Genomic DNA, 24,988 nt, shown 5'->3' with positions numbered 1-24,988 from the left:
GTGAATGCACATGACAGTCAAGGTTGCCATCAACGGTTTCGGACGTATCGGCCGCAACGTTCTTCGCGCCATCGTCGAATCTGGCCGCACCGATATCGAAGTCGTCGCCATCAACGACCTCGGCCCGGTCGAGACCAACGCCCACCTGCTCCGTTACAACTCCATCCATGGCCGCTTCCCGGCGACCGTGACGGTCGAAGGCGACACGATCACCGTCGGCAACGGCAAGCCGATCAAGGTTACCGCCATTAAGGACCCGGCTACCCTTCCCCATGGGGAATTGGGCGTCGATATCGCGATGGAATGCACGGGCATCTTCACCGCCCGCGACAAGGCTGCCGCTCACCTGACGGCTGGCGCCAAGCGCGTCATCGTTTCGGCTCCTGCCGATGGTGCTGACCTTACTGTCGTCTTCGGCGTCAACCATGACCAGCTCACCAAGGAGCATCTGGTCATCTCCAACGCTTCCTGCACCACGAACTGCCTCGTGCCGGTCGTGAAGGTTCTGGATGACGCCGTCGGCATCGACCACGGCTTCATGACGACCATCCACTCCTACACCGGCGACCAGCCGACGCTCGACACGATGCACAAGGATCTGTATCGCGCCCGCGCTGCTGCCCTCTCCATGATCCCGACCTCGACGGGCGCCGCAAAGGCCGTTGGCCTCGTGCTGCCGCACCTCAAGGGCAAGCTCGACGGCACTTCGATCCGCGTTCCGACGCCGAACGTTTCCGTCGTCGACTTCAAGTTCGTTGCCAAAAAGGCCACCTCCGTCGGCGAAATCAACGAAGCGATCAAGGCTGCTGCAAACGGCAAGCTGAAGGGCATCCTCGGCTACACCGATGAGCCGCTCGTTTCCCGCGACTTCAACCACGACAGCCACTCCTCGATCTTCGCAACCGATCAGACGAAGGTCATGGAAGGCAACTTCGTGCGCGTCCTGTCCTGGTACGACAACGAGTGGGGCTTCTCCAGCCGCATGTCCGACACGGCTGTCGCCTTCGCCAAGCTCATCTAAGCTTGACGGCAGAGAAATCAGGAAACGGCTCGGGAAACCGGGCCGTTTTCATTTCGGGTGATCGATCGGAGGCTGGAGGAGCATGGCGCAACTGATTATTCGCAAGGCGACTGTTGATGACGCGGAGGAGCTAAGCGAACTTATCAATGAAATCATCGAAGCCGGCGGCACGACCGCCCTCGAGGATCCCTTTTCGCCCGAACTGCTGGCCGACTGGTTCATAGCAGGAGAATTCCCCCTCGCATGCCATGTGGCGCAAGCGGAAGCCAGGCTTGCCGGCTTCCAGTTCCTCAGCAGTTACGGCGACTTGCCCAAGGGTTGGGCCGATATCGGAACCTTCGCGCGCCTGAACCCGAAGATACCGGGCGTTGGCACCGCATTGTTTGCGACAACGCTTTCTGCCGCCGAAGAGCGCAACATCAAAGTCATTCGTGCGACCATCCGCGCCGATAATACTGGCGGGCTGGCCTATTACGAGAAGATGGGTTTTCGCACCTATAATATGTTGGAGAAAGTGCCGCTGAACGACGGTACGCCGGTGGATCGAATTCAGAAGCAATATCAGGTGAGCAAAGATAAAAGCGGTCTCTGGCGGTCAGCTCAATAAAAAGTCCCTCACTCGGCCTATCCGCCCTCCTCTCGCCTGAATTGCTTCTACATTCTTTATACAGACTTTTTCCCGTAGCATTCTTCACTGGTCCTCACCCCAAGGGCTGTCCAGCAGCATGATGCAGCGATGCAGTAGAGGTTAAGCCGCAAGGCCTACCCTTCTGCTGTATTTTGCCGTTTACTAAAAGATCGCACTGGGCGCGGAGGGGCAAGGGACAGGCCGGGGGCGGCTTCGGGATGGCGTGATGAGGCGAAAGGGGTAGGGCATGGAAGCGTTTTACATAGTGGTGCTCGTTGCGACAGCGCTTGTGCTTCTTGCTGCCTTTTCGAGCCTTCTCGCCTTCCGCTTCGGCGCCCCCCTCCTTCTGCTGTTCCTGATGATCGGGCTTGCCGCCGGTGTCGATGGTCTCGGCATCGAATTCAGCAATAACTATCTGGCCTATGTTCTGGGCTCGATCGCCCTTGCGATCATCCTCTTCGATTCCGGTTTCGGCACGCCGATGCAGGCCTTCCGCATCGCCGCGGTGCCGTCGCTGACGCTGGCCTCGATCGGCGTGCTTCTGACCGCAGCACTCTTCGCCTTCGCCGCCCGCTGGCTGCTCAACTTCACTTGGCTGGAGGGCATGCTGCTCGGCTCGATCGTTGCCTCCACCGATGCCGCCGCCGTCTTCTTCCTGTTGCGCATCGGCGGCATCAATATCAGAGACAAGGTGCGTTCCACGCTAGAAGTTGAATCCGGCACCAACGACCCGATGGCGATTTTCCTGACTATCGCACTGGTCGAGGTTCTCGCGAGCGGCGAACGTTACGCCGGCATCAATATCGGCATGCTCGCCATGTTCATCCAGCAGATGGGCCTTGGCGTCATCCTCGGCCTGCTCGGCGGCATGATGATCGTGCTGATCGCCGGCCGGCTGGAAACGGATCGTGGCCTGACACCGATCTTCGTGCTGGCGCTCGCCTTGCTCGTCTTCTCCTTCACCGGTGCTGTCGGCGGCAGCGGTTTCCTTGCCGTCTATGTCGCCGGCATCTATGCAGGAAACCGCAAGATGCAGGCGATCGGTACCATCAGACGCTTTCAGGACGGCATGACCTGGCTTGCCCAGATCATCATGTTCCTCGTGCTCGGCCTGCTGGCGACGCCCTCACAGTTTCCTGTCATCATCGTGCCGGCGATCCTGCTGGCATTGTTTCTGATCTTCGTCGCCCGGCCGCTCGCCGTCTGGCTGTCTCTGCTGCCTTTCGATTATACGCAGCAGGAAATCGGTTTTGTCGCCTGGGTCGGCCTGCGCGGCGCCGTATCCATCCTGCTTGCCATCATGCCGATCCTCGGCGGGCTGCAGCATAGCCAGATCTATTTCAACACCGCCTTCATCATCGTGCTCGTCTCGCTGCTCGTACAGGGCTGGACGATCAAACCGGTTGCCAAGCGCCTCGGCCTAATCATCCCGCCGCGTATCGGCGCGGTCGACAAGGTTGAGGTCGACCTGCCGGGCGCCGCCAATCACGAGCTGCTTTCCTATCGCGTCGTCAAGGACAGCCCGGTTCTGCGCGGCGAGCGCATCCCACGCTGGGCAGCACCCTCGCTCGTGATCCGCGACGGCAAGTCGATGCGTTATCAATATGCCGGCCGCCTCCGGGAAAACGATCTCGTCTACCTTTTCATCGCACCCAGCTATTCGCGCCTGCTCGACCGGCTCTTCGCCAGCCGCGCACCCGTCGATGAGGACGATGCGGAATTCTTCGGCGCCTTTGCGCTGTCGCCGGCCCGTCCCGCAGCCGATCTCGATGCCGCCTATGGTCCAGGCCTGCTCAACGAATCCGAAAAGGGTCTGACGATCGCCGAACTGATGAAACAGCGTCTCGGCGGCAAGGCGGATTATGCCGATCGCGTCCGTCTCGGCTCGCTCATCCTCATCGTCCGCGACCTCGACGACCAGGATCACATCACCTCCGTCGGCATGTCGCTCGAGGCCGTGGAGCCAGCCATTACGCTGCCGATCTTCATCAATCTGCGCGAGATTATCCAGCGCACCCGCGAGCGTATGAAGGGCCGCAAAAAGCATGAGGCAACGGCTGCGGAAAGCGCCGCCGGACGTGACGAAAGCCCGCGCTAAAACGGCCCCCGACTGCCTTGCGTCTCCCCCGATCCTTGCTATGGTCGGCGCAATTTACGCCAACCACGAACGGATCCTCCCATGGCAGCTTTCAAGACCCTCGACGACCTCAACGATATCGCCGGCAAGCGCGTTCTCGTCCGCGTCGACCTCAACGTCCCGGTCAAGGATGGCACGGTTACGGACACGACCCGCATCGAACGCGTCGCACCGACGATCCTTGAACTGTCGAAAAAGGGCGCCAAGGTCATCCTGCTCGCCCATTTCGGCCGCCCGAAGGATGGCCCCTCGGCTGAATTCTCGCTTTCGTTGGTTGCCCCCTCCGTCGAGCAGGTGCTTGACCATGCCGTGTTGACAGCATCCGACTGCATCGGCGAGGCAGCCGCTTCCGCCGTCGCGAAGATGAACAATGGTGATATCCTGCTCCTGGAAAACACCCGCTTCCACAAGGGCGAGGAAAAGAACGATCCAGATTTCACCAAGGCGCTCGCCGCAAACGGCGATATCTATGTGAACGACGCCTTCTCGGCCGCGCACCGCGCCCACTCCTCCACCGAAGGTCTTGCCCATCATTTGCCGGCTTATGCGGGGCGCACCATGCAGGCTGAGCTCGAGGCACTGGAAAAGGGCCTCGGCAACCCGGTCCGTCCGGTCGTCGCAATCGTCGGCGGCGCCAAGGTCTCCTCCAAGATCGACCTCCTGATGAATCTCGTGAAGAAGGTCGACGCGCTCGTCATCGGCGGCGGCATGGCCAACACCTTCATCGCCGCCCGCGGCACCGATGTCGGCAAGTCGCTTTGCGAGCATGATCTCGCCGATACCGCCAAGCAGATTATGATCGAAGCCGCCACCGCCGGCTGCGCGATCGTCCTGCCGGAAGACGGCGTCGTTGCCCGTGAGTTCAAGGCAGGTGCTGCCAATGAGATCGTCTCCATCGAGGCGATTCCGGCCGATGCCATGGTCCTCGATGTCGGTCCGAAGTCGGTCGATGCCGTCAAGGCTTGGATCGAACGCGCCACTACGCTCGTCTGGAACGGTCCGCTCGGCGCCTTTGAAATCGAGCCCTTCGACGCAGCGACCGTCGCGGCCGCGAAATACGCCGCCGAACGCACCAAGGCCGGCAAGCTCACGTCAGTTGCAGGCGGTGGTGATACGGTCTCGGCGCTGAACCATGCCGGCGTTGCCGAAGAGTTTAGCTATGTTTCGACCGCGGGCGGCGCCTTCCTTGAATGGATGGAAGGCAAGGAGTTGCCGGGTGTGGCCGTTCTCTCCGCTAACCGATAAGCCGATTCGGCAGATATTCCAGCAGGATAGACCGCGGAGCAAACGCTTCCGCGGTCTTTTGCCCACAAAGAGAAAAAATTCCCGAACTTTCAAACGATTGAAATCATTTCAATCGTTTCAATGACTTAGCACTCCCTTTTTTCTCCCTATAAACTTCTGTTATCCGGGTTCTATATTATCAATTCTACCGGGTTTCATTGTGGAGAGAACGAGATGAGCGAACGATTGGAAGACATTGCAGTTAAGATGGTTGCTGGTGGTCGGGGCCTGCTTGCAGCCGATGAATCGACCGCTACCATCAAGAAGCGTTTCGACGCGATCAATCTTGAATCGACCGAAACCAGCCGGCGCGATTATCGCGAGATGCTCTTCCGCTCCGACGAAGCGATGAAGAAGTACATTTCCGGCGTCATCCTCTATGAGGAAACCCTGTATCAGAAGGCCGCCGACGGCACGCCCTTCGTCGACATCATCAAGGCTGCCGACAGCATCCCGGGCATTAAGGTCGACATCGGCGCCAAGCCGATGGCAAAATACCCGGGTGAAACCGTTACCGAAGGCCTCGACGGCCTCGCAGATCGCCTTGCCAAATATTATGAGGCAGGCGCCCGCTTCGCCAAGTGGCGCGGCGTCATCGCCATCTCCCAGACCCTGCCGAGCCGCGGTTCCGTCCGCGCCAATGCCCAGGCGCTGGCTCGCTATGCCGCGCTTTGCCAGGAAGCCAAGATCGTGCCGATCGTCGAGCCGGAATGCCTAATGGACGGCAAGCCGGGCGACCACAATATCGACCGCTGCGCCGAAGTGACTGAGGCCACGCTGCGCATCGTGTTGGAGGAACTGGCCGATGCCCGTGTCAGCCTCGAGGGCATGATCCTGAAGCCGAACATGGTCATCGACGGCAAGAATGCCCGCAAGGCCTCCGTCGCCGAAGTTGCAGAGCGCACTGTCCAGGTCCTGAAGCGCACGGTCCCTTCGTCCGTTCCAGGCATTGCCTTCCTCTCCGGCGGCCAAACCACGGAAGAGGCCACCGCCCATCTCTCCGCAATCAACTCCGGTTATGAGCTGCCCTGGTTTGTCACCTTCTCCTATGGCCGCGCCCTGCAAGACAGCGCGCTCAAGGCCTGGAACGGCAAGCAGGAAAACGTCGCCGCCGGCCAGCGCGAATTCTCTCATCGCGCCGAAATGAACAGCCTCGCCGCCAAGGGCAACTGGAAGGCCGAACTCGAAAAGGCTGCATGAGCTTTTGAAGCTTGAGAGAATGAGACAGGCGGCGAACATCTTCGCCGCCTGTTTTATTGTGCCTGCCTGTCGCGAAGGCGATTTGTCATGGCGACAAGATAATCCTTCGCCGCAATCGCTGGCCTCGCTAATCATGGCGCCTTAACCATTGGAGCCGCCATGAACAGCCTGCCCTACATCACCGTCGACGTCTTCACCTCCACCCGCTTCGAGGGAAATCCGCTCGCGGTCATGAGCGACGCCAGGGGCATCAGCGACGCGGCAATGCAGAAGATCGCCGCCGAATTCGGCTATTCAGAAGTCACCTTCGTGCTTCCTCCGGAAAACCTTCAAAACACGGCAAGGGTGCGCATCTTCACGCCGACGATGGAGATACCCTTTGCCGGTCATCCCAATGTCGGCACCGCCTATGTACTCGGTCAGCAGAGTGAAATCTTCGGCCGCCCCATCGGCGATACGTTGCGGTTCGAGGAGAAGGCCGGCCTCGTTGAGGTCGCCCTGCAGCGCAGCGAAGGTCGTGTCACCGCAGCGACGATCCGCGCTCCACGACCGCTTGAAGTAGAAGACACGATACCCGATGCGGTCATTGCCAGCTGCATCTCCATCGACCCGGCGTCGATCCGCAAGAACACGCATGCCCCGGTCGTCGTCTCCGTCGGCCTGAAATTTGCCGTTGCCGAACTCGAAAGCCTCGAGGCTCTGGCCGCGGCAAGCCCTAATATCAACGGCTTCCAGGCTGCGGCCAAGTCTATGACCGGCAGCCATGATTTCTCTCTGTTTCTCTACGTTCGCCCCTCCGCTACGCCATGGAAGATCCGCGCCCGCATGTTCGCGCCGCTGGACAACGTCATCGAAGATCCGGCGACCGGCAGCGCTTCGGCAGCCCTTTCCGCCTATCTCGTCTCACTCCTGCCGGAGGCGGACATCAGCCGGCACGTGACGATCGAACAGGGTGTGGAAATGGGCCGGCGCAGCATCATCGAACTTGATGTGGTCAAGAAGGCCGGCACAGTCACCGACGTGACGATCTCGGGAACCTGCGTGCCGGTCATGAAAGGCGAGATCATCCTGCAGGGCTGAACCTGCCTATTGCACCAGGAAATCGCGCGCCAGCAGCGCCACCGCCCAGATGGCAAAGGCAATCAGCGCGATCTTCCAGAAATCCATCCGGCGGCGCAGCCCCGGATAGCCGAGCGGCTTGATGATCTGGATTGCCATGGCAAGGATGAGCAGCAAAGCTATCAGCTTTGTCATGGCTTTATTTTTTCCATCTATCAGAATGTCACAGGACGGACATTTTTTCACGCGAACAGAGAATATCTACTCGCCGTAAAGGCATTCCGGGACACAATCAACATTCTTATGGACTGGGCAGATACAGGTCTCGCCTTATGTCCTTTTTCAAAGCGAACACGCCGAGTCTGGGGATATGACAAGAAATCTGCTGTCCGTCGCTGCGCTGCTCTTTGGCACGCTCTTCCTTTTCATGGGCAACGGACTGCAGGGCATTCTGCTTCCCGTACGCGGAAACCTGGAAGGTTATGCAACGACCACACTGGGCCTGCTCGGCACGTCCTGGGCGGCGGGCTTCGTCATCGGCTGCCTTGTCGCCCCGAAGATGGTGCGCCGCGTCGGCCATGTACGCGCCTTCTCCGGCTTCATCGCCATTATCGCCATCATCGCGCTGGTCAGCGGCATCATTATCGACCCGGTCTGGTGGGTCATCCTGCGCGCTGTCACCGGCTTCTCAACCGCTGGCACCTCGATGATCATCGAAAGCTGGCTGAACGAGCGGGCGAACAATGAAAGCCGCGGCGCGATCTTCTCGCTCTATATCGGCATCACCCTTCTGGGCGTCGTGGGCGGCCAGCTGATGATTCCGCTGGAAGACGTGCGCACACCGGTGCTCTTCATGATCTGCGGCATCTTCTACTGCATCGCCATGCTACCGACGACGCTCTCGACCGCCGCTTCGCCGCAGCCACTGAAAGCGGTGAAACTCGATCTGCCTGCGCTCTATCGCAATTCGCCCGTCTCCTGCCTTGGCATCCTGCTCGTCGGCATCGCCAACGGTGCCTACGGTACACTCGGCGCCGTCTTCGGCGCGGGTGCCGGCCTCTCCGACACCTCGATTGCGGTGATGATGAGTGCCACCATCTTTGCCGGTGCCATCATGCAGCTTCCGGCTGGGCGCCTCTCCGATCGCATCGACCGCCGTTATGTGCTGGCGGCCATGTCAGCCATCGCAGCGCTCGCCGGCCTCCTGATCTTCGTGCTGCACCCCTCATCCCCTGTCTTCCTGATCGGCCTTGTCATCCTCTACGGCGCCGTCGCCAATACGCTCTATCCGATCGCCGTCGCCCATGCGAACGACTTTGCCGCGTCGGAGGATTTCGTAAAGGTCTCGGGCGGCCTGCTGCTTCTTTACGGCATCGGCACCGTCATCGGTCCGACGATCGGCGGTCCGGTCATGTCGATCATCAGCCCGCATGCGCTCTTCCTGGTGACGGCGCTCGCCCATCTTCTGATTACCGGCTATGCCATCGTCAGGAGCCGCATTCGCGCAGCCATTCCGGCAAGCGACCGCGATGCCTATACGACGATCCCGACAGCAACATCTCCTACTCTCACGCCGCAAAGCATGTCGCTTGCCGATCGCGGCTCCAACAAGTCTCCCGAAACCGGCGATCCTGCTGTAAAGTTCGGCTGACGAACTGACGCATGTTGCGCAAAACTGTGCAGCGGTTTTGCTATAACGACATGCCGGAAACGGAGACTTAAAGCGTGGAGGCGAACCTGGAAGATCGCGACACGGTTAAAGGAGGAGCGACAATGAGCTTGATGGATGACGACAGGCCGCAGAAGAAGACCGCACACGAGATCGGCTCCGATCTCTCCCTGCTTTCGGTGGACGAGCTGAAGGCGCGCGTGGAACTCTTGAAAACCGAGATCGCGCGGCTCGAAGCCGAGGCAGCCAAGAAGGCTTCCGGCCGGCTTGCCGCCGAAAGCCTTTTCCGATCATAAGACTGTGAACGAGCAACTATTGCTTCGAAATTACTTTCACTAAGTCTTAAATTGGAACGACATTAATAAAAAATTAAGCTTTATAAGATATTACTCAAACTGTTCAGATCCTTCTGAACCTCAGACAGTTTTCCAAGCGGTGAATTGGTCTGATTTTTCTCCCTGTTTTACCTTGAGAGCCGCTTTTGCGGCTCTTCTTTTTCGCGCTGCCTTAGATCTTTCCACGAAACTGTGGAGATTAACCTTTTCTTAAGAAACGGCTTGCGCAATTAGGTTAAAGATACCATCTTGAAATCATAAAGACCGGCCTGGGAAACTTTTCCGCGGAAACCGGCGTTACCTGATAGTAGATGCGTGCAACAGGGATTCTTTAGATGTCGGAACTTGGATTGAATACAATCAGTTTTGCGGGCCGCGCTGCCGCATCCTCGCAGTTCAAGACGCTGTATGCAGAGGGCATGTCGCTGGTCGAAGAAACCGCATCCTACCTCGACGGCCAGGGCCGCGCAGCCTCCAAGGTGCTGCCGCGTATGGCCTCGGTCCTTTACGCGGCTGAATCGATGCGCCTGACCACCCGCCTCATGCAGATGGCTTCCTGGCTGCTCCTTCAACGCGCCGTCAACAATGGCGAGATGTCTCGCGATCAGGTTCTGGCCGAGAAGAACAAGGTTCGGCTCGACGGCTTTAATGTCGACCGCAACGCTCCGGGCTGGGGCGACCTGCCGGAATCCTTCCGCGATCTCGTAGAGCGCTCGCTTCGCCTGCAGAACCGCATCGCCTTGCTCGACCGCGAAATCTATCGCCCGTCAGAAGCTGCGATCGTCCCGGACAACCAGAACAGCGTCCAGGCTCAGCTTTCCCTGCTGCAGACGGCCTTCGGCAACAACTGATCTGGCATCCATCATAGAATTTCATGGAACCGGCTGCGGCAGCGCGGCCGGTTTTTTGTTTGCTCACCGGTACAGACCCGAAAAACAAAAAGCCCGGCACAAGACCGGGCTTTTGAATATTCCGCCAAGCGGATGCGAATTAGAGGCCGAGGCCGCCGAAACGCTTGTTGAACTTCGAAACACGGCCGCCGCGGTCCATCAGCTGCTGGTTACCGCCGGTCCAGGCCGGGTGCGACTTGGAGTCGATTTCGAGGTTCATGACAGCGCCTTCCGAACCCCAGGTCGAGCGGGTTTCGTACTCGGTGCCATCGGTCATGACTACCTTGATGACGTGGTAGTCGGGATGGATGCCTTCCTTCATGACAATCTTCCTGCGATGCCGGGGTTCAATTTGCCGCAGACAGTTGCGGGGAAAGAACCGATTGAATAAATGAAGCCGCAGTCGTGAAGGCTACGGCTTCCCATTAGGATGCGGTGCCTATACATGAAGGGCGCCGGGATAACAAGGGCCAAGGAGCCGCAATACGCGGTCTTTGAGGGCGATCGGAGACGATTTGGCAGAGCAGGCAGAGCTTGGGGAAAAGAAGTCGCGTTCGCTAAGGCCGCTCGGCAGGTTGACACCTTATGTGGCGCGTTATCGCGGCCTAGTCGCGGGCGCTCTGGTTTCGCTGGCGCTCGCCGCCGTCACATCGCTTGCTATACCGCTTGCCGTGCGCCGCATGATCGACCACGGCTTCACCCAGGCCGATGGTACCTTCATCAACAGCTACTTTGCCATGCTGATGATCATGGCCATCGTGCTCGCCGTCGCCAGCGCTCTTCGCTATTATTTCGTCATTACCATCGGCGAACGCATCGTTGCGGATCTGCGCCGTGACGTCTTTACTCATGTCACACGGCTCTCACCCTCGTTCTTCGACGTCAACCAGTCGGGCGAGATCGTCTCGCGGCTGACGGCCGACACCACGCAAATCAAATCGGCCGTCGGCGCCACGGCTTCCGTGGCGCTCCGCAACCTGATCCTCTGTATCGGTGCGCTCGGTATGATGATCGTGACCTCGCCGAAGCTCTCGAGCCTCGTCATCGTCGCGATCCCGGTCATCGTCTTTCCGCTGGTCGCCGGCGGGCGATCGGTGCGCAAGCGCTCCCGCGCGGCACAGGATACACTGGCAGAGGCTTCCGCCTTCGCCAATGAGACGATCGCTGCAACCCGCACCGTGCAGGCCTTCAACGCCGAAACCGCCGCAGCGGACCGTTACGGCTCGGCTGTCGAATCCGCCTATCAGGCCGCACGTTCCGCCGTCTCCTCCCGCGCCCTGCTGACGGGCATCGCCATCACCCTGATCTTCGGCAGCGTGGTCGCCGTTCTCTGGTTTGGCGCCCATAGTGTCCTCGCCGGCACGCTTTCGGCCGGCACGCTCGGGCAGTTTTTGCTCTATGCGGTCATCGCAGCCGGATCGCTCGGCGCACTCTCGGAAGTCTGGGGCGAGCTTTCGCAGGCAGCAGGTGCAGCTGACCGCCTGACTGAGCTTCTCGACGAAGTCTCGCCGATCACGGCCCCCGCAAATCCGCAGCCACTGCCCTCGCCTGCCCAGGGCCGCGTGGAATTCGACGGCGTGCACTTCGCCTATCCGTCTCGTCCAGGCAAGTCGGCCCTGCACGGACTGGATTTCACGGTGCTGCCCGGAGAAACGGTGGCAATCGTCGGTGCATCCGGCGCCGGCAAGAGCACGGTCTTCTCGCTGCTGCTGCGCTTCTACGATCCGCAACAGGGTAGCGTGAAGATCGACGGTATCGACGCCCGCCAGGCAGATCCGGACGCCTTGCGCCAGCGCATTGCTATCGTGCCGCAAGATGTGACCATCTTCGTCGCCTCGATCCACGACAACATTGCTTTCGGTGTTCAAGGCGCCACGCGCGAGCAGGTACGCACCGCCGCGATCGCGGCCCAGGCCGATGAGTTCATTAATCGGCTGGACAAAGGCTACGATACACAGGTCGGCGAACGCGGCATCACGCTGTCCGGTGGCCAGCGCCAGCGCATCGCCATCGCCCGCGCGATCCTGAAGAACACACCTATCCTGCTTCTGGACGAAGCGACCTCGGCCCTTGACGCCGAGAGCGAAACGCTTGTGCAGAGGGCGCTTGACGGGCTTATGCATGGCCGCACTACGATTGTCATCGCCCACCGTCTCGCCACTGTTCTCAAGGCCGACCGCATTCTCGTCATGGATCAGGGCCGTGTCGTCGAGGAAGGCACACATCAGAGCCTGATCCGGCACGGCGGCATCTATGCAAAGCTCGCCAGCCTGCAATTCGATGCAGCCAACGAGGATGTGCTGGCAGCCGCCAAATAGCTGCCTCATACGTCATCGCGACTAAAGTCTGATCGCATAGCTCCCCGGACGCGGTTGCCTTTGCGGCAACCTGCCCTAACCTCCCTATGCCCGAGGTAGGGGCCCTTGCTGTTGAAATCTGTGGGAGGAGATTCGAATGGCGCTTTCTGATATTACCCGTCGCATGAGCCTGGCGCTCGGCTTTGGCCTGCTCGCAGCGGCCACAGGAACGGCCGCATCGGCCCAGAGCTTTCCTGACCGATCCATAACCATGATCGTGCCTTTCGCGGCCGGAGGCTCGACCGATGTCGTCGCGCGTATCGTCGCGCAGAAAATGTCCGAAGATCTCGGCCAGCAGGTCATCGTGCAGAATGTTGCGGGAGCCGGCGGCAATCTCGGCGCTGACAACGTCGCGCGTGCTGCGCCGGACGGCTATACGATCCTGATGGGCACTGTCGCCACCCACGCGCTCAATCCGCTGATCCTGAAATCGACGCCTTATGATGCCGAGAAGGATTTCGCGCCGATCTCGTTGCTCGTGGTCGTTCCGAATGTGCTGGTCGTCAATCCGGAACTGCCCGCAAAGAACGTGCAGGAATTGATCGCGCTCCTGAAAGCCGATCCGGACAAATACAGTTACGCCTCATCCGGCAACGGCACACCGCTGCATCTTTCCGGCGAACTTTTTAAAAGTATGGCCGGCGTCGACATGCAGCATATTCCCTATAAGGGCGCTGGACCGGCACTGAACGACGTCATTGGCAACCAGGTGCCGATCATGTTCGACAACCTGCCCTCGTCGTCTAGCCACATCAAGGCCGGCACGTTGCGGGCACTCGCCGTAACGACCGCCGAACGCGCGTCATCCTTCCCCGATATTCCGACCATCGCCGAATCCGGTATTCCCGGATACGAGACCTATACGTGGAATGCGCTCTTTGCACCGGCCAATACGCCGGCCGATGTGATAACCCGCCTCAACGCCTCCGCCAAGAAGGCGTTGACCGATCCGGCCGTTGCCGAGCGGATGAAGGAATTCAGTGCAACGATCGTCGGTTCCACGCCGGAAGAACTCGGCGCTCACGTGAAGGCCGAGCTTGCGAAATGGAAACCGGTCGTGGACGGCGCCCATATCCAGATGGAATGAGCACAACGGAAGGGGACAGCGTGCCGTTAGCCCCTTTTCTCACGCCCGATCCAACCGGCGGCAATTGGACGCCATGCAATTGAATTCTAATTAAGGTAGTGGAAAAGCTCACAATTCTGAGCTAGCTTTCGGGAGGCTGATGCATGATTTCAGCTTACCAGGAGGGATCCATGTACAGATTTGAAGTTTACAAGGATAAGGCCGGTGAATTCCGCTTCCGCTTCAAGGCGTCGAACGGCGAGACCATGTTCTCGTCCGAAGGCTACAAGGCGAAGGCATCTGCAATGAACGCCATCGAATCCATCAAGAAGAATTCGCCTGGCGCTGACGTAGTGGATCAGACAAAGGCGGAAGCCTGACTGAAGCGGAGGCGGCATCAGTCGCCTCCAGCACTTTCCGCTCAGCGTATTTTTCGCGCACTTTTCCATGTGATCAATTTTTTCGACCGCAATGTCGAAATGAGGACGACTGAGACCTCATTGTTTCGGAACGGCTTGAGGCCGCGCCACCGAAGCATTGCAGCATGGGCGAATTCGGCTTTAGATGCTGCCTGCCCGGTCAAACGCCCCTAGAGGATCAGGAGTTTCCGATGCAATACGCACTTATCATCCGTGAATCCGCAGAAGACTTCATCCGCCGCAGCGACCCTGCCTACCGCGATGGTTGGACGGCCTACACCAAGGCACTGGTGCAAGCCGGAATCTTGACCGCCGGTGCCGGCTTGACCCCGCCTGAGACAGGCACGATCGTGCGTCGCAAGGGCGACGACCATGATGTACAGGATGGCCCGTACCCGGAAGGCAAGGAATCGCTTGGCGGCTTCTACGTGATCGACGTGCCCGATCTCGATACGGCGCTCGAATGGGCCACGCGCGTTCCCGTCTCCGAACAGGGCTCGGTGGAAATACGGCCCCGGCTGCAGGTCGCGTGAGGCCGTTGTGACATCAGATGCGGGCCGTGCTGCCGAGAAGGTGGCACGGCAATCCTACGGCAAGCTCATCGCCTTCCTTGCCGCTCGCTCCCGCGATGTTCCGGCGGCGGAGGACGCATTGTCTGATGCGCTGGCGGCCGCGTTGCGGGTCTGGCCCGAGCGGGGCATTCCCGACAATCCGGAGGGCTGGCTGCTCACCGCAGCCCGCCGCAACCTCATACAGGCTGCCCGCCATCGAACTGTCCGCGACAATGCCAGCGAAACGATTGCGCTGGCCGTCGAGGAGGCCGAGGAGCGTATGAACGATGCACGAAACGCCGACTTTTCCGATGAACGGCTGAAGCTTCTTTTTGCCTGCACGCACCCGGCAATTGACCGGTCCGTTCACACATCGCTGATGCTTCAGACCGTGCTCGGCATTGATGCGAAGACAATCGCACAGGCCTTCGTCGTCTTGCCGGATACCATGAGCCAGCGCCTGGTGCGGGCCAAGGTCAAGATCCGCGACGCCGGCATTCCCTTCGCCATCCCCGAGCGGCAGATCCTGACGGAACGGCTGGCGGGCGTACTCTCGGCAATCTATGCCGCCTATGGGCTCGGCTGGGATGGGCTCGATGGCGAAGGAGACAGTCGCACGGGCCTGACCGATGAGGCGATCTGGCTTGGCCGCGCACTCATGACCATGCTGCCCGAGCAGCCGGAGGTCATCGGGCTGCTCTCACTAATGCTTTATTGCGAGGCGAGAAGGCACGCACGGCGTGATGCCGATAGCGCTTACATACCGCTTGAGGAGCAGGATACCGGTCTCTGGAACGAAATCATGCTCGCAGAAGCCGACACGTTGCTGCGCAAGGCGGGCACCTTCGACCGCTTCGGTCCGTTCCAGTGCCAGGCGGCGATCCAGGCCGTCCACGCCACGCGCCGCCGGACGGGCACGACGGATTGGAAGGCGCTTATTACCCTCTACCGGGCACTCATCGCGATGAAACCGACACTCGGCTCAAAGGTCAGCCATGCCGCCGTCGTCGGCAGGGTCGATGGCGCAGCCCCGGCGATCGCCCTGCTGGACGGACTGGAGCGACGGGGCATCGCCAGCTACCAGCCTTACTGGGCGGTGCGGGCGCATCTGCTGGCAGACCTTGGCGAAAGCGATGCCGCAGTAGAAGCCTACAGGATAGCGATCGGCCTCAGCGACAGTCCCGCCGTCCGCACCTTCCTCACTGGCAAACTTCAGGCCGTTATTTCTCGGTCAGCTTGAGCTCGATACGGCGGTTGGTGGCGCGCGCTTCCGGCGTATCGCCGGGTGCGATCGGCTGGAATTCGCCAAAACCTGCCGCAACGAGCCGGTCTGCGGGCACACCCTGCGCGATTAGGAACTTCACGACCGAAATCGCGCGGGCGGATGAAAGCTCCCAGTTGTCGCGGTAGCGGCCTGAGCCCGACAGCGCGACATTGTCCGTATGCCCGTCAACACGCAGCACCCAGTTGATCTCAGGCGGAATTTCCTTGGCAAGGTCGAGCAAGGCGGCGGCAAGCTTTGCCATTTCCGTTTGGCCATCCGGATTGAGGTCGGCTCCGCCAGACGGGAACAGCACTTCCGACTGAAAGACGAAACGGTCGCCGACGACGCGAATGTTCTCGCGATCGGACAGGATTTCGCGCAAGCGGCCGAAGAAGTCCGAGCGGTAGCGATTGAGTTCCTGCACACGCGCAGCCAGCGCCACGTTCAGGCGGCGGCCGAGGTCGGCGATTTTCGTCTGCGAAGTCTGATCCTTCTCCTCGGAAGCCTGAAGTGCTGCCTCGACAGCAGCGATCTGGCTGCGCAGCGCCGCGATCTGCTGGTTGAGGAGCTCGACCTGGCTGAGGGCACGGTCGCTGACCTGCTTCTGCTCATCGAGCTGCTGCGTCAGCGTTCCGATCTGCTGCTTTGCCGCATTCTGGCCGCCCGTACCGGCGCTGAGAAGCGCCTGCAACCGCGTACGCTCGCCCTCGGCACTCGCAAGCGACGCCTGCAGATTGGCGACCGAATCCTGAAGATCCTGATTGCTGCCCTTCTCGAGCGCCAACAACTGCGTGAGCTCGTTGATCTGACCGTTCAGACGCGTCAGCACCTCGTCACGGCCGCTGATTTCGCGGCTGAGAATGAACTGGCCGACAACGAAAACCGTGAGGATGAACATGATGGCGATGAGCAGCGTCGATAGAGCATCGACGAAGCCCGGCCAGTAGTCCACCGCGCGTTGGCGGCGGTTGCGGCCAAGAGGCATGGCTTACTTGCCCTCGCTCTTTTCGACCTGGCCGGACCGTTCGCGCACTCTGTCGCTGCCGCGGTCTTGCACACCGATGCGTTCAGCCAGCCGATCGAGCGTGCGGCGCATCGCCTTTGCCTCGTCCTGCTGGACCTCGATCCAGTCGCGCAGCATCTGCTGCTCGTTGCGCATGTTCTTGACGAGACCCTGAATGCCTTCGGCAAGGCTTGCCATCGCGGCAACCGACCGCTGGCTGGACGCGCCGTCCCCTTCGGCGACCTTTCGCAGATATTCCGACAGGGCCTTCATATCTTCCGATGAGCCACCGGAAACGCCATCCAGCGCCGGCACCGGAATGTCGGAGCCGACATCGGTAACCGAGGAGAGCCAGTTTTCCAGCTCCGTATAGAAACGGTTCTGCGCACGTCCGGCCTGCAGATCGAGGAACCCGAGGATCAGCGAACCCGAAAGACCGAGCAGCGAAGACGAGAAAGCCTGGCCCATGCCGGAAAGCGGCATCGCAAGCCCTTCCTTCAGCGTCGAAAGCACATCGCCCGTGCCATTCGAGCCGGCATCGAGCGACTGGATGACAGAGCTGATCGAGCCGATCGTGCCGATAAGGCCCCAGAAGGTACCGAGCAGGCCGAGGAAGACGAGCAGGCCAATGAGATAGCGGGAAACGTCACGCGATTCGTCGAGGCGGTTGGCAATCGAATCCAGAATGGAGCGCAGCGCGGTGGTCGATAATGCAACCCCCGACCTGCTACGATTTCCGATCAGCGCCCGCATTGGCGCGAGCAGCCGCGGATTGCGGTTCACCTTGTCGGCACTGCCAGCAGCGCGGAAAGAATTGAACCAGCGTACTTCCGGGCGAAGCGACAGCACATGATTGAAAACGAGAATGATTCCAACGGCAAGAACGCCGACGATGAGACCATTCAGGCCCGGGTTATGCATGAAGGCAGTCTGTGTCTGCCGGAACAGGATCGCCGCTATGAAGCCCACGATGATGAGGAACAACACCATCGTCCAGAAGAACGACATGGGGCTGGAGAGTTTGTAAGCGTAGCCACCGGCCGTCTTCTCGGTCGAGCCGAACTCGGCCACATTCACATTTTCCATAGGTTCCTCGGCCTCCGGACTCATTACAGCCGAAGACTAGATCAACATTGTGCCAAATTGAAGTATGCGCGGGCGAAAAGCCGGACTTTACAACAGGCTGTTGCCCAGATCGTCACTTGGTCGGAACCGGTCGCTTGACCACTTCCGTGAGCGCTTTGTGGATGTGCTCGTTGCCGGCAATGATCGCACCGGTCTCCAGAATTGACGCCCCGCCGTCCCAGTCAGTCGCATAACCACCCGCTTCACGGATGAGCAGAATACCGGCCGCCATGTCCCAGGGCGACAGCGCCACTTCCCAGAAACCGTCGAAACGACCGGCGGCCACATAGGCAAGATCAAGCGAGACTGCGCCCATGCGGCGGATGCCGGCGACTTCGCCCATGACATGGCGCAGTTCGATCAGGAACTTGCCGTGATTGCCGCGGCCAAGATGCGGCACGCCGCAGCCGATGACGCTGTCGGAGAGCACCCGGCGCGAGGCGACGCGCAGGCGGCGATCGTTGAGGAACGCGCCGCCGCCACGCTCGGCAGTGTAGAGCTCGTCCGTCGCCGGATTGAAGACCACGCCTGCGACAATCTCATTGTTGCGCTCAAGCGCGATGGAAACGGCAAAGGCCGGGATACCGTGCAGGAAGTTGGTCGTGCCATCCAGCGGATCGACGATCCAGCGGTGCGCACCGTCGGTACCCTTGATCTCTTCGCTCTCTTCGCCAAGGAAGCCATAGGTCGGACGAGCCTTGAGAAGCTCTTCCTTGACGATCTTTTCGGCCTTGCGGTCGGCATTCGAAACGAAGTCGCCCGGTCCCTTCACGGATACCTGCAGGTTCTGCACTTCCCCGAAATCACGCCCCAGCGACTTGCCTGCCTTGATGGCAGCCTGAACCATGACATTGAGAAGAGCTGAACGGGCCATGTGGGCATTTTCCTTGGATAATACGGGACGCGCTGTCAGGGGCGGGATATGTCCCTGAACGCCGGAAGCGACAGCGCTGCATAGATTGGCGGCCTCAAGACCACAAAATCGGGGAAATTTCAAGGGGAATGCCGCATGGCAGGGTTGCAGCACGAAAGGATAGTTCCTAAATTATTCTGGACAGATCAGTCTAGAAACCTTATTGAGGCATCATGGCAAGGCATAAGGAATTCGATCGCGACACCGCACTCAAGGCGGCCATCACCGTGTTCACCGAACACGGCTACGAGGGCACGTCCACGGATGCGCTGCTGTCGGCCATGAAGATCAGCCGGCAAAGCATGTACGATACTTTCGGCGACAAGCGCAGCCTCTATCTGGCAGCGCTCGACCGCTACAATCTCGACAGCGTCTCTCAACTCGTGGCCGATCTGCACCGCGATACGACACCGTTGAAAGCTTTGGAAGAGACGCTCATCGCCTTTGCCTCCCGTCCGGAAACCGAAGCCGGCCGTGGCTGCCTTGGTGTCAGCGCCGTATGCGAGTTCGGTCGCACGGACAGTGCGGTCTCTGATCTGACAGACAAGGCATCCCGCCTGCTTTCATCCGCCGTGCAGACAATCCTTGAGGAAGGCAAGAAGCGGGGCGAGGTTGCAGATGATGTCGATACCACCGATGCCGTGTACTTCCTCGGCTCGACCCTGTCAGGCATGAAGGTCAGCGCCCGCAATGGCGCCTCCCCCGAAGCGCTTCGCGGGATAGCCCGCCTCGCCATTCGAAGCCTCCGGTAAAACCTGGAAGTCCAAACCCGATTTCGCATGCCCAATTCAAGACTAAACAGTCCAAAAAAGGAAGGAAACCACAATGTTCCAACCACTCTCCGGCAAGATCGCCCTCGTAACCGGTGGCTCGCGCGGTATCGGTGCCGCAATCGTCCGCCGCCTCAGCACCGACGGCGCGGACGTTGCGTTCACCTATTCCGCCTCCGGCGACAAGGCGAAGGCCATCGTTGCCGAAATAGAGGCGAAGGGTGCGAACGCGCTGGCCATCAAGGCAGACAGCGCTGATCCGAAGGCCGTTCAAGATGCGGTCGATGAGACTGTCTCGACGTTCGGTGGCATCGACATTCTCGTCAACAGCGCCGGAATTCTCATGTTGAATCCAGTAGAGAATTTCCCCCTCGAAGACTTCGACCGCATGTTTGCGGTCAACGTCCGCGCAGTCTTCGCCGGCACGCAGGCGGCCGCGCGCCACATGAAAGCAGGCGGGCGCATCATCACCATCGGCAGCATCGTCGCCGAGCGGAGCGGCTTTCCAACCTCTTCGGTCTATTCCATGACCAAGGGTGCGGTCGCTGCCATGACACGCGGCCTTGCCCGCGATCTTGGCCCGCGCGGCATCACCGTCAACACTATTCAGCCAGGCCCGACGGCGACGGACATGAACTCGAACGAAGCCAGCCATGAGATGCTGAAACAGTTGATGGCGCTCGGCCGCATCGGCGAGGACAAGGAAATCGCCAGCTTCACCGCCTATCTCGCCAGTCGCGAGGCCTCCTTCATCACCGGCGCCAGCCTGACGATCGACGGCGGCTATCTGGCCTGATTCAGACAAGCGAACGGCGGCGCAGATACGCCGCCGTTCCATTGTTCAATGCTCGGAAATTCAGGATTTCTGCTGTGTGATCAGCACTTCGCGGGCGATCTGGTCGAGCGGCAGAATTCGGTCGACACCGCCCTTGGCGATCGCTTCCTTGGGCATGCCGAAAACAACCGAGGTCGCTTCATCCTGCGCGACGGTATAGGCGCCGGCCTGATGCATTTCCAGCATGCCACGCGCACCATCGTCTCCCATTCCGGTCATGATGATGCCCATCGCGTTCGAACCGGCCGAACGGGCAGCGGAACGGAAGAGCACATCGACGGACGGGCGGTGGCGGGAAACCAGCGGCCCCGGCTTGACGGACACGTAATAACGCGCGCCCTGGCGCTCCAGCAGCATATGCTTGTCGCCCGGCGCAATCAGCACATGGCCGCGCAATACCGGATCGCCATCGGCCGCTTCCTTGACCTCGACTTCGCAGAGACCGTTGAGGCGCTTGGCGAAAGCCGCTGTGAATTTTTCCGGCATGTGCTGGACGATGACCATGCCCGGCGCATTGGCCGGCAGCGCTTCCAGAAACTCGCGCAGGGCTTCCGTTCCGCCCGTTGAAGCGCCGACGCAGACAACCATTTCCGTCGTTTTCGCCATCGCCCGACCGGTCGGCGGCGGCAACATCGCATCGGCCGTCAGCTTCTTGGCCGGCCCCTCTGCCGAAGCCGAGCGGATGCTGCCTGCAGCGCGGCGCACATTGGTAAGCCGCGCATGCGAGGCACTCTTGACCACTTCGCGGATGCGCATTGCATCATCGGCCAGACTATCTGCCGCACCGATCTTGGATTTCAAGATGACGTCGACAGCACCCGCCTCAAGCGCCTGAAGCAGAGTTTCCGAACCCGCTTCCGTCAGCGAGGAGCACATGACGACCGGGATCGGCCGCTGCGACATGAGCTTGCGCAGGAAGGTGATACCATCCATGCGCGGCATCTCGACATCAAGGGTGATGACATCAGGGATCTCTTCCTGGATCTTGCGCGCCGCCATGAACGGGTCGGAAGCCACGGCCATGACTTCGATCTCCGGGTCTTCTTCCAGAACCCGTGCCAGCGTCTGCCTGACACTGGCGGAATCGTCAATGATGAGGACGCGGACTTTTTTGGCCATAGTATCCCCTCAGATGCGCTGGAACACCGTATTCGAAACCTGCTTCAAGGGAAGGTCGAAGCCGGTGATCGATTCCGAGTGACCGATAAACATGTAACCGCCCTTCGCGAGGCAATTGCAGAGACGGGTGAGCACCCCAGCCTGCGTCTGCTTGTCGAAGTAGATCAGCACGTTGCGGCAAAAGATAAGGTGCATCATGTCGCCAATAGGATATTTCTCATCCATCAGGTTCATGCGGGCAAAGCCGACACGGCTGCGCAGCTTCGGCGAGATGCGAACCTCGCGGCGACCCTGCTGCTTGGCAACCATAACATATTTCTTCTGCAGGTCGCGCGGCACCGGAGCGATCAGATCTTCCGCATAAATACCCTTGCGCGCTGTCTGCAGCACATCGGTGGAGAGATCGGTCGCCAGCACATTGTAGGAGACATCGCTTCGGTTCTCGACGAACTCGGCCAGCACCATAGCCATCGTATAGGGCTCTGCACCCGTCGAGCAGGCAGAACTCCATGTGCGGATCGTCCGCAGGCCGCTGTCGGCGAGCGTCGGCAGGGCGACCATCTGCATATATTCGAAATGTTTGGCTTCCCGGAAGAAGTCGGTCTTATTGGTCGTCACGACGTCGATCAGGTAGACAGTCTCCTGCTCGAGACCATCCTCGTTGAACAGGAAATCACAATAGTCGTCGAAGCTCGCATGGCGCGTGGCGCGCAAACGCCGGCGCAGCCGGCCCTCCAGCATCGTCAGCTTCGTCGGCGGCATCTTGATGCCGCTATAGTCATAGATGAACCGTGCCAGCTTGTCGAAATTACGCTTGCTGATCCTGTCACCCGGCAATTGGGTTTCTACCGCTGCCATACTCATAAAACGCGACGCTCCGAACAGGTCTTGAGGGCCTCAGGCGGCCGATTGCAGGACAGTGGCATCCTCGCGCGACAGAAGCCGGGCAAGGTCGACGATGACGACGAAGCCGTTCTCGCGGCGCACGACACCAGCAATATAATCCGACCGCCAGCGTACGCCGATATCCGGTGCGGACTTCGATCTGCTCGCGACGGAAGGGCGTCACTTCGAAAACGCGATCGGCAACGAGGCCGAGCGTCAGAAGGCGATTTTCCATCGGAACGTCTAGAACCAGCACGCGCGTGTGCGGCGTCGGCACTGTCTTCGACATGCCGAGCTTCAGGCGCAGATCGATCGTCGGAACACCCTGGCCGCGCACGTCGCGCAGGCCGAGCAGATAGTCGGGACCATTCGGAATCTTGAATGCTTCCGCATAGTCGAGGATTTCGCGCACCACCTCCACTGGAACGGCGAAGATCTCCTCGCCGAGGCTGAAGGTCACGAATTGGGCTTCCAGAGATGTTGTTGCCATGATCAACCGCTTTCCTTGGATTCGGGCGCCCCCATTATCGGAGACGCCTGTTAACATATTGAAAGGACCTGGATGCTCAGGCGCTTTCCTTGAACTCGGCATCCCCGTCGTCCGGCCCACCCATGGAGAGGTCGAGGGCAAAGCCCTTGGCGCGCGCCTGCTGGGCGGCAACCGTATTGGTGGCCGTGGTCTTTTTGCCGACCGGCTTGCGACCTCCGGTCGGAACCGGCGTGCGCACCGTGACCTTGGCAGCCGGAGCGCGGGACAGGCGGTTGCCGGCCGTGTCCACCTTGAAGAAGGCGATCGAGGCCTGCAATTCCTCAGCCTGGGTCGCCAGCTCTTCGGAGGTCGCCGACATCTCTTCGGAGGCGCCGGCATTCTGCTGGGTCACCTTGTCGAGCTGCTGGATCGCCTCGTTGATCTGGGCTGCACCAATATCCTGCTCGCGGCATGCGGCGCTGATCTCGGAGACCAGTTCCGCAGTCTTGCGGATATCCGGAACCAGCCGGCCGAGCATGTCGCCGGCTTCCTGCGCAGCTTTCACCGTATCGCCGGACATCGCACTGATTTCAGCGGCTGCCGATTGGCTGCGTTCTGCAAGCTTGCGGACTTCGGATGCGACGACCGCAAAACCCTTGCCGTGTTCACCGGCACGCGCAGCTTCGACGGCGGCGTTCAGGGCCAGCAGATCGGTCTGGCGGGCGATTTCCTGAACGATGCCGATCTTCTCGGCAATCGTGCGCATCGCAGCCACAGCCCGGTTAACGGCATCGCCGGAATTCTCCGCATCCTTGGCGGACTGGCGGGCGATCTTTTCGGTCTGGGCGGCGTTGTCGGCATTCTGCTTGATGTTGGAGGCCATCTCTTCCATCGAAGCGGAAGCCTCTTCAGCCGAAGCCGCCTGTTCGGTCGCACCCTGCGAGACCTGCTCGGAGCTGGCCGAGAGTTCCTGACTGCCGGACGAGACGTTTTCCGCAGCGGCAATCGCATCGGCGACAACACCACGCAGGCGCTCCACCATCTGCTCCAGAGCAATACCCAGCGTATCCTTCTCGGACAGAGGCTTCGGAGACACCGTCAGGTCGCCGTTCGAGATCTGGTTGGCGATCTGCGCCGTGTTACGCAGGTTGCCGGTCATCCTCGTCATGGAATTGACCAGGTCGCGGATTTCGTCATTGCTCTTATGCTCGATGTCCTGTTCGAGATCGCCGATGCTGACGGCATCCGCGAGCTGGACTGCACGCTTGAGGCCACGGGAGATATTGAGCAGGATCCAGATGGCGGCAGCAGAGGATATGATGATCAGACCTATCGTCATCATCACCAGCATGTTGCGCGACTGGGCATACTGGTCGTTGGTAGCGGCGTCGGTTTCGGCGACATTGCCGGTCACGGTGTCGTTCAGCTTGGTGAGAATGCCGAGAAGCTGGGTCGTCACCGCCTGGCCTTCGCCCATCGAAATGACGCCGGCCTGGGTGTTGGATTCGGTGGTGTTCTGCTTGGCGAGGTCGGCAACACGATCCTGCAGCGCCGTCCACTTGCCGTAGAGATCGCCGAACTGAGCCATGCCATTCCTGATGTCAGGGTCTTCCGAAGTGGCAAGGCGAGCCTGCAGTGTCTTGATCTGCTCGCGCTGCTGCGAGATCTCATCGACATAGCCGGCGATCTTGGTCGCATCGGTATTGATGATCGCATCCTTTTCGGCGCGGATGGAACGCATCACGGCATCGGAGAGATCACCGGAATCGCGCAGATTGGCGACCGGACCGGCAACCATGACCGAGATGTCGCTATTCAGCGACGAGAGATTGTAGATCGAAAGACCGGCCATGGCGCAGGTCAGGAGAACGATGAAACCGAACACCAGGCCCAGTTTGAGTTTGATCGTGAAGCGCATTCCAAGACCCCTTTAGGACTGCAGCGGATATCCCGCGAAATGACACATTGTGCCGCCGTAAAAACGCTTCA

Annotated in this window: 24 protein-coding genes and 1 pseudogene; 16 read left to right on the top strand and 9 right to left on the bottom strand. The window is 60.2% G+C overall.

Features of this window, described 5'->3' with window-relative positions:
* Positions 1–10: 10 nt before the first annotated feature.
* The 6 genes from gap to ACR9ZQ_RS29440 all read left to right on the top strand — a co-directional run bounded on the left by gap (position 11) and on the right by ACR9ZQ_RS29440 (position 7,350).
* Positions 11–1,021 (top strand): type I glyceraldehyde-3-phosphate dehydrogenase, encoded by a 1,011-nt coding sequence (gene gap / locus ACR9ZQ_RS29465; protein ID WP_481429224.1) that lies wholly within the window; start codon positions 11–13, stop codon positions 1,019–1,021.
* A gap of 91 nt (positions 1,022–1,112) precedes the next feature.
* Positions 1,113–1,628, top strand: a complete 516-nt coding sequence (locus tag ACR9ZQ_RS29460) for an N-acetyltransferase family protein (protein ID WP_481429366.1) — start codon at positions 1,113–1,115, stop codon at positions 1,626–1,628.
* Positions 1,629–1,896: 268 nt separating this feature from the next.
* Positions 1,897–3,747 carry a potassium/proton antiporter gene (locus ACR9ZQ_RS29455; RefSeq protein ID WP_481429223.1) on the top strand — a complete coding sequence of 617 codons (1,851 nt, stop codon included), beginning with the start codon at positions 1,897–1,899 and terminating at the stop codon, positions 3,745–3,747.
* 81 nt (positions 3,748–3,828) lie between these two features.
* Positions 3,829–5,031 carry a phosphoglycerate kinase gene (locus ACR9ZQ_RS29450; RefSeq protein WP_481429222.1) on the top strand — a complete coding sequence of 401 codons (1,203 nt, stop codon included), beginning with the start codon at positions 3,829–3,831 and terminating at the stop codon, positions 5,029–5,031.
* 213 nt (positions 5,032–5,244) lie between these two features.
* Complete coding sequence (locus tag ACR9ZQ_RS29445) at positions 5,245–6,270, top strand: class I fructose-bisphosphate aldolase (protein WP_481429221.1); 1,026 nt, start codon at positions 5,245–5,247, stop codon at positions 6,268–6,270.
* 159 nt (positions 6,271–6,429) lie between these two features.
* On the top strand, positions 6,430–7,350 hold the full coding sequence (locus ACR9ZQ_RS29440) for a PhzF family phenazine biosynthesis protein (protein WP_310383502.1): 921 nt from the start codon (positions 6,430–6,432) through the stop codon (positions 7,348–7,350).
* A 6-nt stretch (positions 7,351–7,356) separates the two neighbouring features.
* Here the strand turns inward: ACR9ZQ_RS29440 and ACR9ZQ_RS29435 are convergent, their stop codons facing one another.
* A complete protein-coding gene (locus ACR9ZQ_RS29435; RefSeq protein ID WP_183850680.1) occupies positions 7,357–7,524 on the bottom strand; it encodes a hypothetical protein in 168 nt (55 codons plus the stop codon).
* Between the two features lie 175 nt (positions 7,525–7,699).
* On the opposite strand from ACR9ZQ_RS29435, the gene ACR9ZQ_RS29430 reads away from it, so the two are divergent.
* From ACR9ZQ_RS29430 to rcdA, 3 genes are all read left to right on the top strand, one after another.
* On the top strand, positions 7,700–8,980 hold the full coding sequence (locus tag ACR9ZQ_RS29430) for an MFS transporter (RefSeq protein ID WP_113320874.1): 1,281 nt from the start codon (positions 7,700–7,702) through the stop codon (positions 8,978–8,980).
* Between the two features lie 122 nt (positions 8,981–9,102).
* Positions 9,103–9,294 (top strand): DUF1192 domain-containing protein, encoded by a 192-nt coding sequence (locus ACR9ZQ_RS29425; RefSeq protein WP_310383507.1) that lies wholly within the window; start codon positions 9,103–9,105, stop codon positions 9,292–9,294.
* Positions 9,295–9,668: 374 nt separating this feature from the next.
* Positions 9,669–10,184, top strand: a complete 516-nt coding sequence (gene rcdA, locus ACR9ZQ_RS29420; protein ID WP_310383509.1) for a protease adaptor protein RcdA — start codon at positions 9,669–9,671, stop codon at positions 10,182–10,184.
* Positions 10,185–10,323: 139 nt separating this feature from the next.
* Here rcdA and rpmE read toward each other — a convergent pair whose 3' ends face one another.
* On the bottom strand, positions 10,324–10,545 hold the full coding sequence (gene rpmE, locus ACR9ZQ_RS29415) for a 50S ribosomal protein L31 (protein ID WP_007826526.1): 222 nt from the start codon (positions 10,543–10,545) through the stop codon (positions 10,324–10,326).
* A 193-nt stretch (positions 10,546–10,738) separates the two neighbouring features.
* Here rpmE and ACR9ZQ_RS29410 point away from each other — a divergent pair, with 193 nt between their 5' ends.
* From ACR9ZQ_RS29410 to ACR9ZQ_RS29390, 5 genes are all read left to right on the top strand, one after another.
* The gene (locus ACR9ZQ_RS29410; RefSeq protein WP_481429220.1) at positions 10,739–12,541 is read left to right on the top strand and encodes an ABC transporter transmembrane domain-containing protein; all 1,803 of its coding nucleotides are present in this window, start codon (positions 10,739–10,741) and stop codon (positions 12,539–12,541) included.
* Between the two features lie 136 nt (positions 12,542–12,677).
* Entirely contained in the window at positions 12,678–13,667 is a 990-nt protein-coding gene (locus ACR9ZQ_RS29405; RefSeq protein WP_310383515.1) for a Bug family tripartite tricarboxylate transporter substrate binding protein, read from the top strand.
* Positions 13,668–13,837: 170 nt separating this feature from the next.
* Positions 13,838–14,026 carry a YegP family protein gene (locus ACR9ZQ_RS29400; RefSeq protein ID WP_192729246.1) on the top strand — a complete coding sequence of 63 codons (189 nt, stop codon included), beginning with the start codon at positions 13,838–13,840 and terminating at the stop codon, positions 14,024–14,026.
* 230 nt (positions 14,027–14,256) lie between these two features.
* Positions 14,257–14,598 (top strand): YciI family protein, encoded by a 342-nt coding sequence (locus ACR9ZQ_RS29395; protein WP_310383518.1) that lies wholly within the window; start codon positions 14,257–14,259, stop codon positions 14,596–14,598.
* Between the two features lie 7 nt (positions 14,599–14,605).
* Complete coding sequence (locus tag ACR9ZQ_RS29390; protein ID WP_481429219.1) at positions 14,606–15,856, top strand: RNA polymerase sigma factor; 1,251 nt, start codon at positions 14,606–14,608, stop codon at positions 15,854–15,856.
* On the opposite strand, the gene ACR9ZQ_RS29385 is transcribed toward ACR9ZQ_RS29390, so the two are convergent.
* The 3 genes from ACR9ZQ_RS29385 to ACR9ZQ_RS29375 form a co-directional block, all read right to left on the bottom strand.
* On the bottom strand, positions 15,837–16,865 hold the full coding sequence (locus ACR9ZQ_RS29385; RefSeq protein WP_113320880.1) for a peptidoglycan -binding protein: 1,029 nt from the start codon (positions 16,863–16,865) through the stop codon (positions 15,837–15,839). The two genes, ACR9ZQ_RS29390 and ACR9ZQ_RS29385, sit on opposite strands and share 20 nt — an antisense overlap.
* 3 nt (positions 16,866–16,868) lie before the next feature.
* Positions 16,869–17,969, bottom strand: a complete 1,101-nt coding sequence (locus ACR9ZQ_RS29380) for a flagellar motor protein MotA (protein ID WP_481429218.1) — start codon at positions 17,967–17,969, stop codon at positions 16,869–16,871.
* Positions 17,970–18,081: 112 nt separating this feature from the next.
* The gene (locus ACR9ZQ_RS29375) at positions 18,082–18,882 is read right to left on the bottom strand and encodes an inositol monophosphatase family protein (protein WP_113320882.1); all 801 of its coding nucleotides are present in this window, start codon (positions 18,880–18,882) and stop codon (positions 18,082–18,084) included.
* Between the two features lie 212 nt (positions 18,883–19,094).
* Between ACR9ZQ_RS29375 and ACR9ZQ_RS29370 the strand changes: the two genes are divergently transcribed.
* On the top strand, positions 19,095–19,673 hold the full coding sequence (locus ACR9ZQ_RS29370) for a TetR/AcrR family transcriptional regulator (RefSeq protein ID WP_310383525.1): 579 nt from the start codon (positions 19,095–19,097) through the stop codon (positions 19,671–19,673).
* Positions 19,674–19,746: 73 nt separating this feature from the next.
* On the top strand, positions 19,747–20,487 hold the full coding sequence (locus tag ACR9ZQ_RS29365; protein WP_481429217.1) for a 3-oxoacyl-ACP reductase family protein: 741 nt from the start codon (positions 19,747–19,749) through the stop codon (positions 20,485–20,487).
* A gap of 60 nt (positions 20,488–20,547) precedes the next feature.
* Here the strand turns inward: ACR9ZQ_RS29365 and ACR9ZQ_RS29360 are convergent, their stop codons facing one another.
* From ACR9ZQ_RS29360 to ACR9ZQ_RS29345, 4 genes and pseudogenes are all read right to left on the bottom strand, one after another.
* Positions 20,548–21,645 (bottom strand): protein-glutamate methylesterase/protein-glutamine glutaminase, encoded by a 1,098-nt coding sequence (locus tag ACR9ZQ_RS29360; RefSeq protein WP_310383529.1) that lies wholly within the window; start codon positions 21,643–21,645, stop codon positions 20,548–20,550.
* 9 nt (positions 21,646–21,654) lie between these two features.
* A complete protein-coding gene (locus ACR9ZQ_RS29355; RefSeq protein ID WP_007826507.1) occupies positions 21,655–22,509 on the bottom strand; it encodes a CheR family methyltransferase in 855 nt (284 codons plus the stop codon).
* A 33-nt stretch (positions 22,510–22,542) separates the two neighbouring features.
* Positions 22,543–23,020: pseudogene (locus ACR9ZQ_RS29350) on the bottom strand (chemotaxis protein CheW).
* Between the two features lie 76 nt (positions 23,021–23,096).
* Positions 23,097–24,917 carry a methyl-accepting chemotaxis protein gene (locus ACR9ZQ_RS29345; RefSeq protein WP_310383534.1) on the bottom strand — a complete coding sequence of 607 codons (1,821 nt, stop codon included), beginning with the start codon at positions 24,915–24,917 and terminating at the stop codon, positions 23,097–23,099.
* Between the last annotated feature and the right edge of the window lie 71 nt (positions 24,918–24,988).

The organism is Rhizobium sp. KNZ14-9A (assembly GCF_056755015.1).
Note: the sequence above shows the minus strand (reverse complement) of the source record. Positions and strands in the feature narration are given on the sequence as shown.

Coding starts and splice junctions, on each gene's coding strand:
- gap (WP_481429224.1), top strand. CDS start 11: ATGACAGTCAAGGTTGCCATCAACGGTTTCGGACGTATCGGCCGCAAC.
- ACR9ZQ_RS29455 (WP_481429223.1), top strand. CDS start 1,897: ATGGAAGCGTTTTACATAGTGGTGCTCGTTGCGACAGCGCTTGTGCTT.
- ACR9ZQ_RS29450 (WP_481429222.1), top strand. CDS start 3,829: ATGGCAGCTTTCAAGACCCTCGACGACCTCAACGATATCGCCGGCAAG.
- ACR9ZQ_RS29445 (WP_481429221.1), top strand. CDS start 5,245: ATGAGCGAACGATTGGAAGACATTGCAGTTAAGATGGTTGCTGGTGGT.
- ACR9ZQ_RS29440 (WP_310383502.1), top strand. CDS start 6,430: ATGAACAGCCTGCCCTACATCACCGTCGACGTCTTCACCTCCACCCGC.
- ACR9ZQ_RS29435 (WP_183850680.1), bottom strand. CDS start 7,524: ATGACAAAGCTGATAGCTTTGCTGCTCATCCTTGCCATGGCAATCCAG.
- ACR9ZQ_RS29430 (WP_113320874.1), top strand. CDS start 7,700: ATGACAAGAAATCTGCTGTCCGTCGCTGCGCTGCTCTTTGGCACGCTC.
- ACR9ZQ_RS29425 (WP_310383507.1), top strand. CDS start 9,103: ATGAGCTTGATGGATGACGACAGGCCGCAGAAGAAGACCGCACACGAG.
- rcdA (WP_310383509.1), top strand. CDS start 9,669: ATGTCGGAACTTGGATTGAATACAATCAGTTTTGCGGGCCGCGCTGCC.
- rpmE (WP_007826526.1), bottom strand. CDS start 10,545: ATGAAGGAAGGCATCCATCCCGACTACCACGTCATCAAGGTAGTCATG.
- ACR9ZQ_RS29405 (WP_310383515.1), top strand. CDS start 12,678: ATGGCGCTTTCTGATATTACCCGTCGCATGAGCCTGGCGCTCGGCTTT.
- ACR9ZQ_RS29400 (WP_192729246.1), top strand. CDS start 13,838: ATGTACAGATTTGAAGTTTACAAGGATAAGGCCGGTGAATTCCGCTTC.
- ACR9ZQ_RS29395 (WP_310383518.1), top strand. CDS start 14,257: ATGCAATACGCACTTATCATCCGTGAATCCGCAGAAGACTTCATCCGC.
- ACR9ZQ_RS29385 (WP_113320880.1), bottom strand. CDS start 16,865: ATGCCTCTTGGCCGCAACCGCCGCCAACGCGCGGTGGACTACTGGCCG.
- ACR9ZQ_RS29380 (WP_481429218.1), bottom strand. CDS start 17,969: ATGGAAAATGTGAATGTGGCCGAGTTCGGCTCGACCGAGAAGACGGCC.
- ACR9ZQ_RS29375 (WP_113320882.1), bottom strand. CDS start 18,882: ATGGCCCGTTCAGCTCTTCTCAATGTCATGGTTCAGGCTGCCATCAAG.
- ACR9ZQ_RS29370 (WP_310383525.1), top strand. CDS start 19,095: ATGGCAAGGCATAAGGAATTCGATCGCGACACCGCACTCAAGGCGGCC.
- ACR9ZQ_RS29365 (WP_481429217.1), top strand. CDS start 19,747: ATGTTCCAACCACTCTCCGGCAAGATCGCCCTCGTAACCGGTGGCTCG.
- ACR9ZQ_RS29360 (WP_310383529.1), bottom strand. CDS start 21,645: ATGGCCAAAAAAGTCCGCGTCCTCATCATTGACGATTCCGCCAGTGTC.
- ACR9ZQ_RS29355 (WP_007826507.1), bottom strand. CDS start 22,509: ATGAGTATGGCAGCGGTAGAAACCCAATTGCCGGGTGACAGGATCAGC.
- ACR9ZQ_RS29345 (WP_310383534.1), bottom strand. CDS start 24,917: ATGCGCTTCACGATCAAACTCAAACTGGGCCTGGTGTTCGGTTTCATC.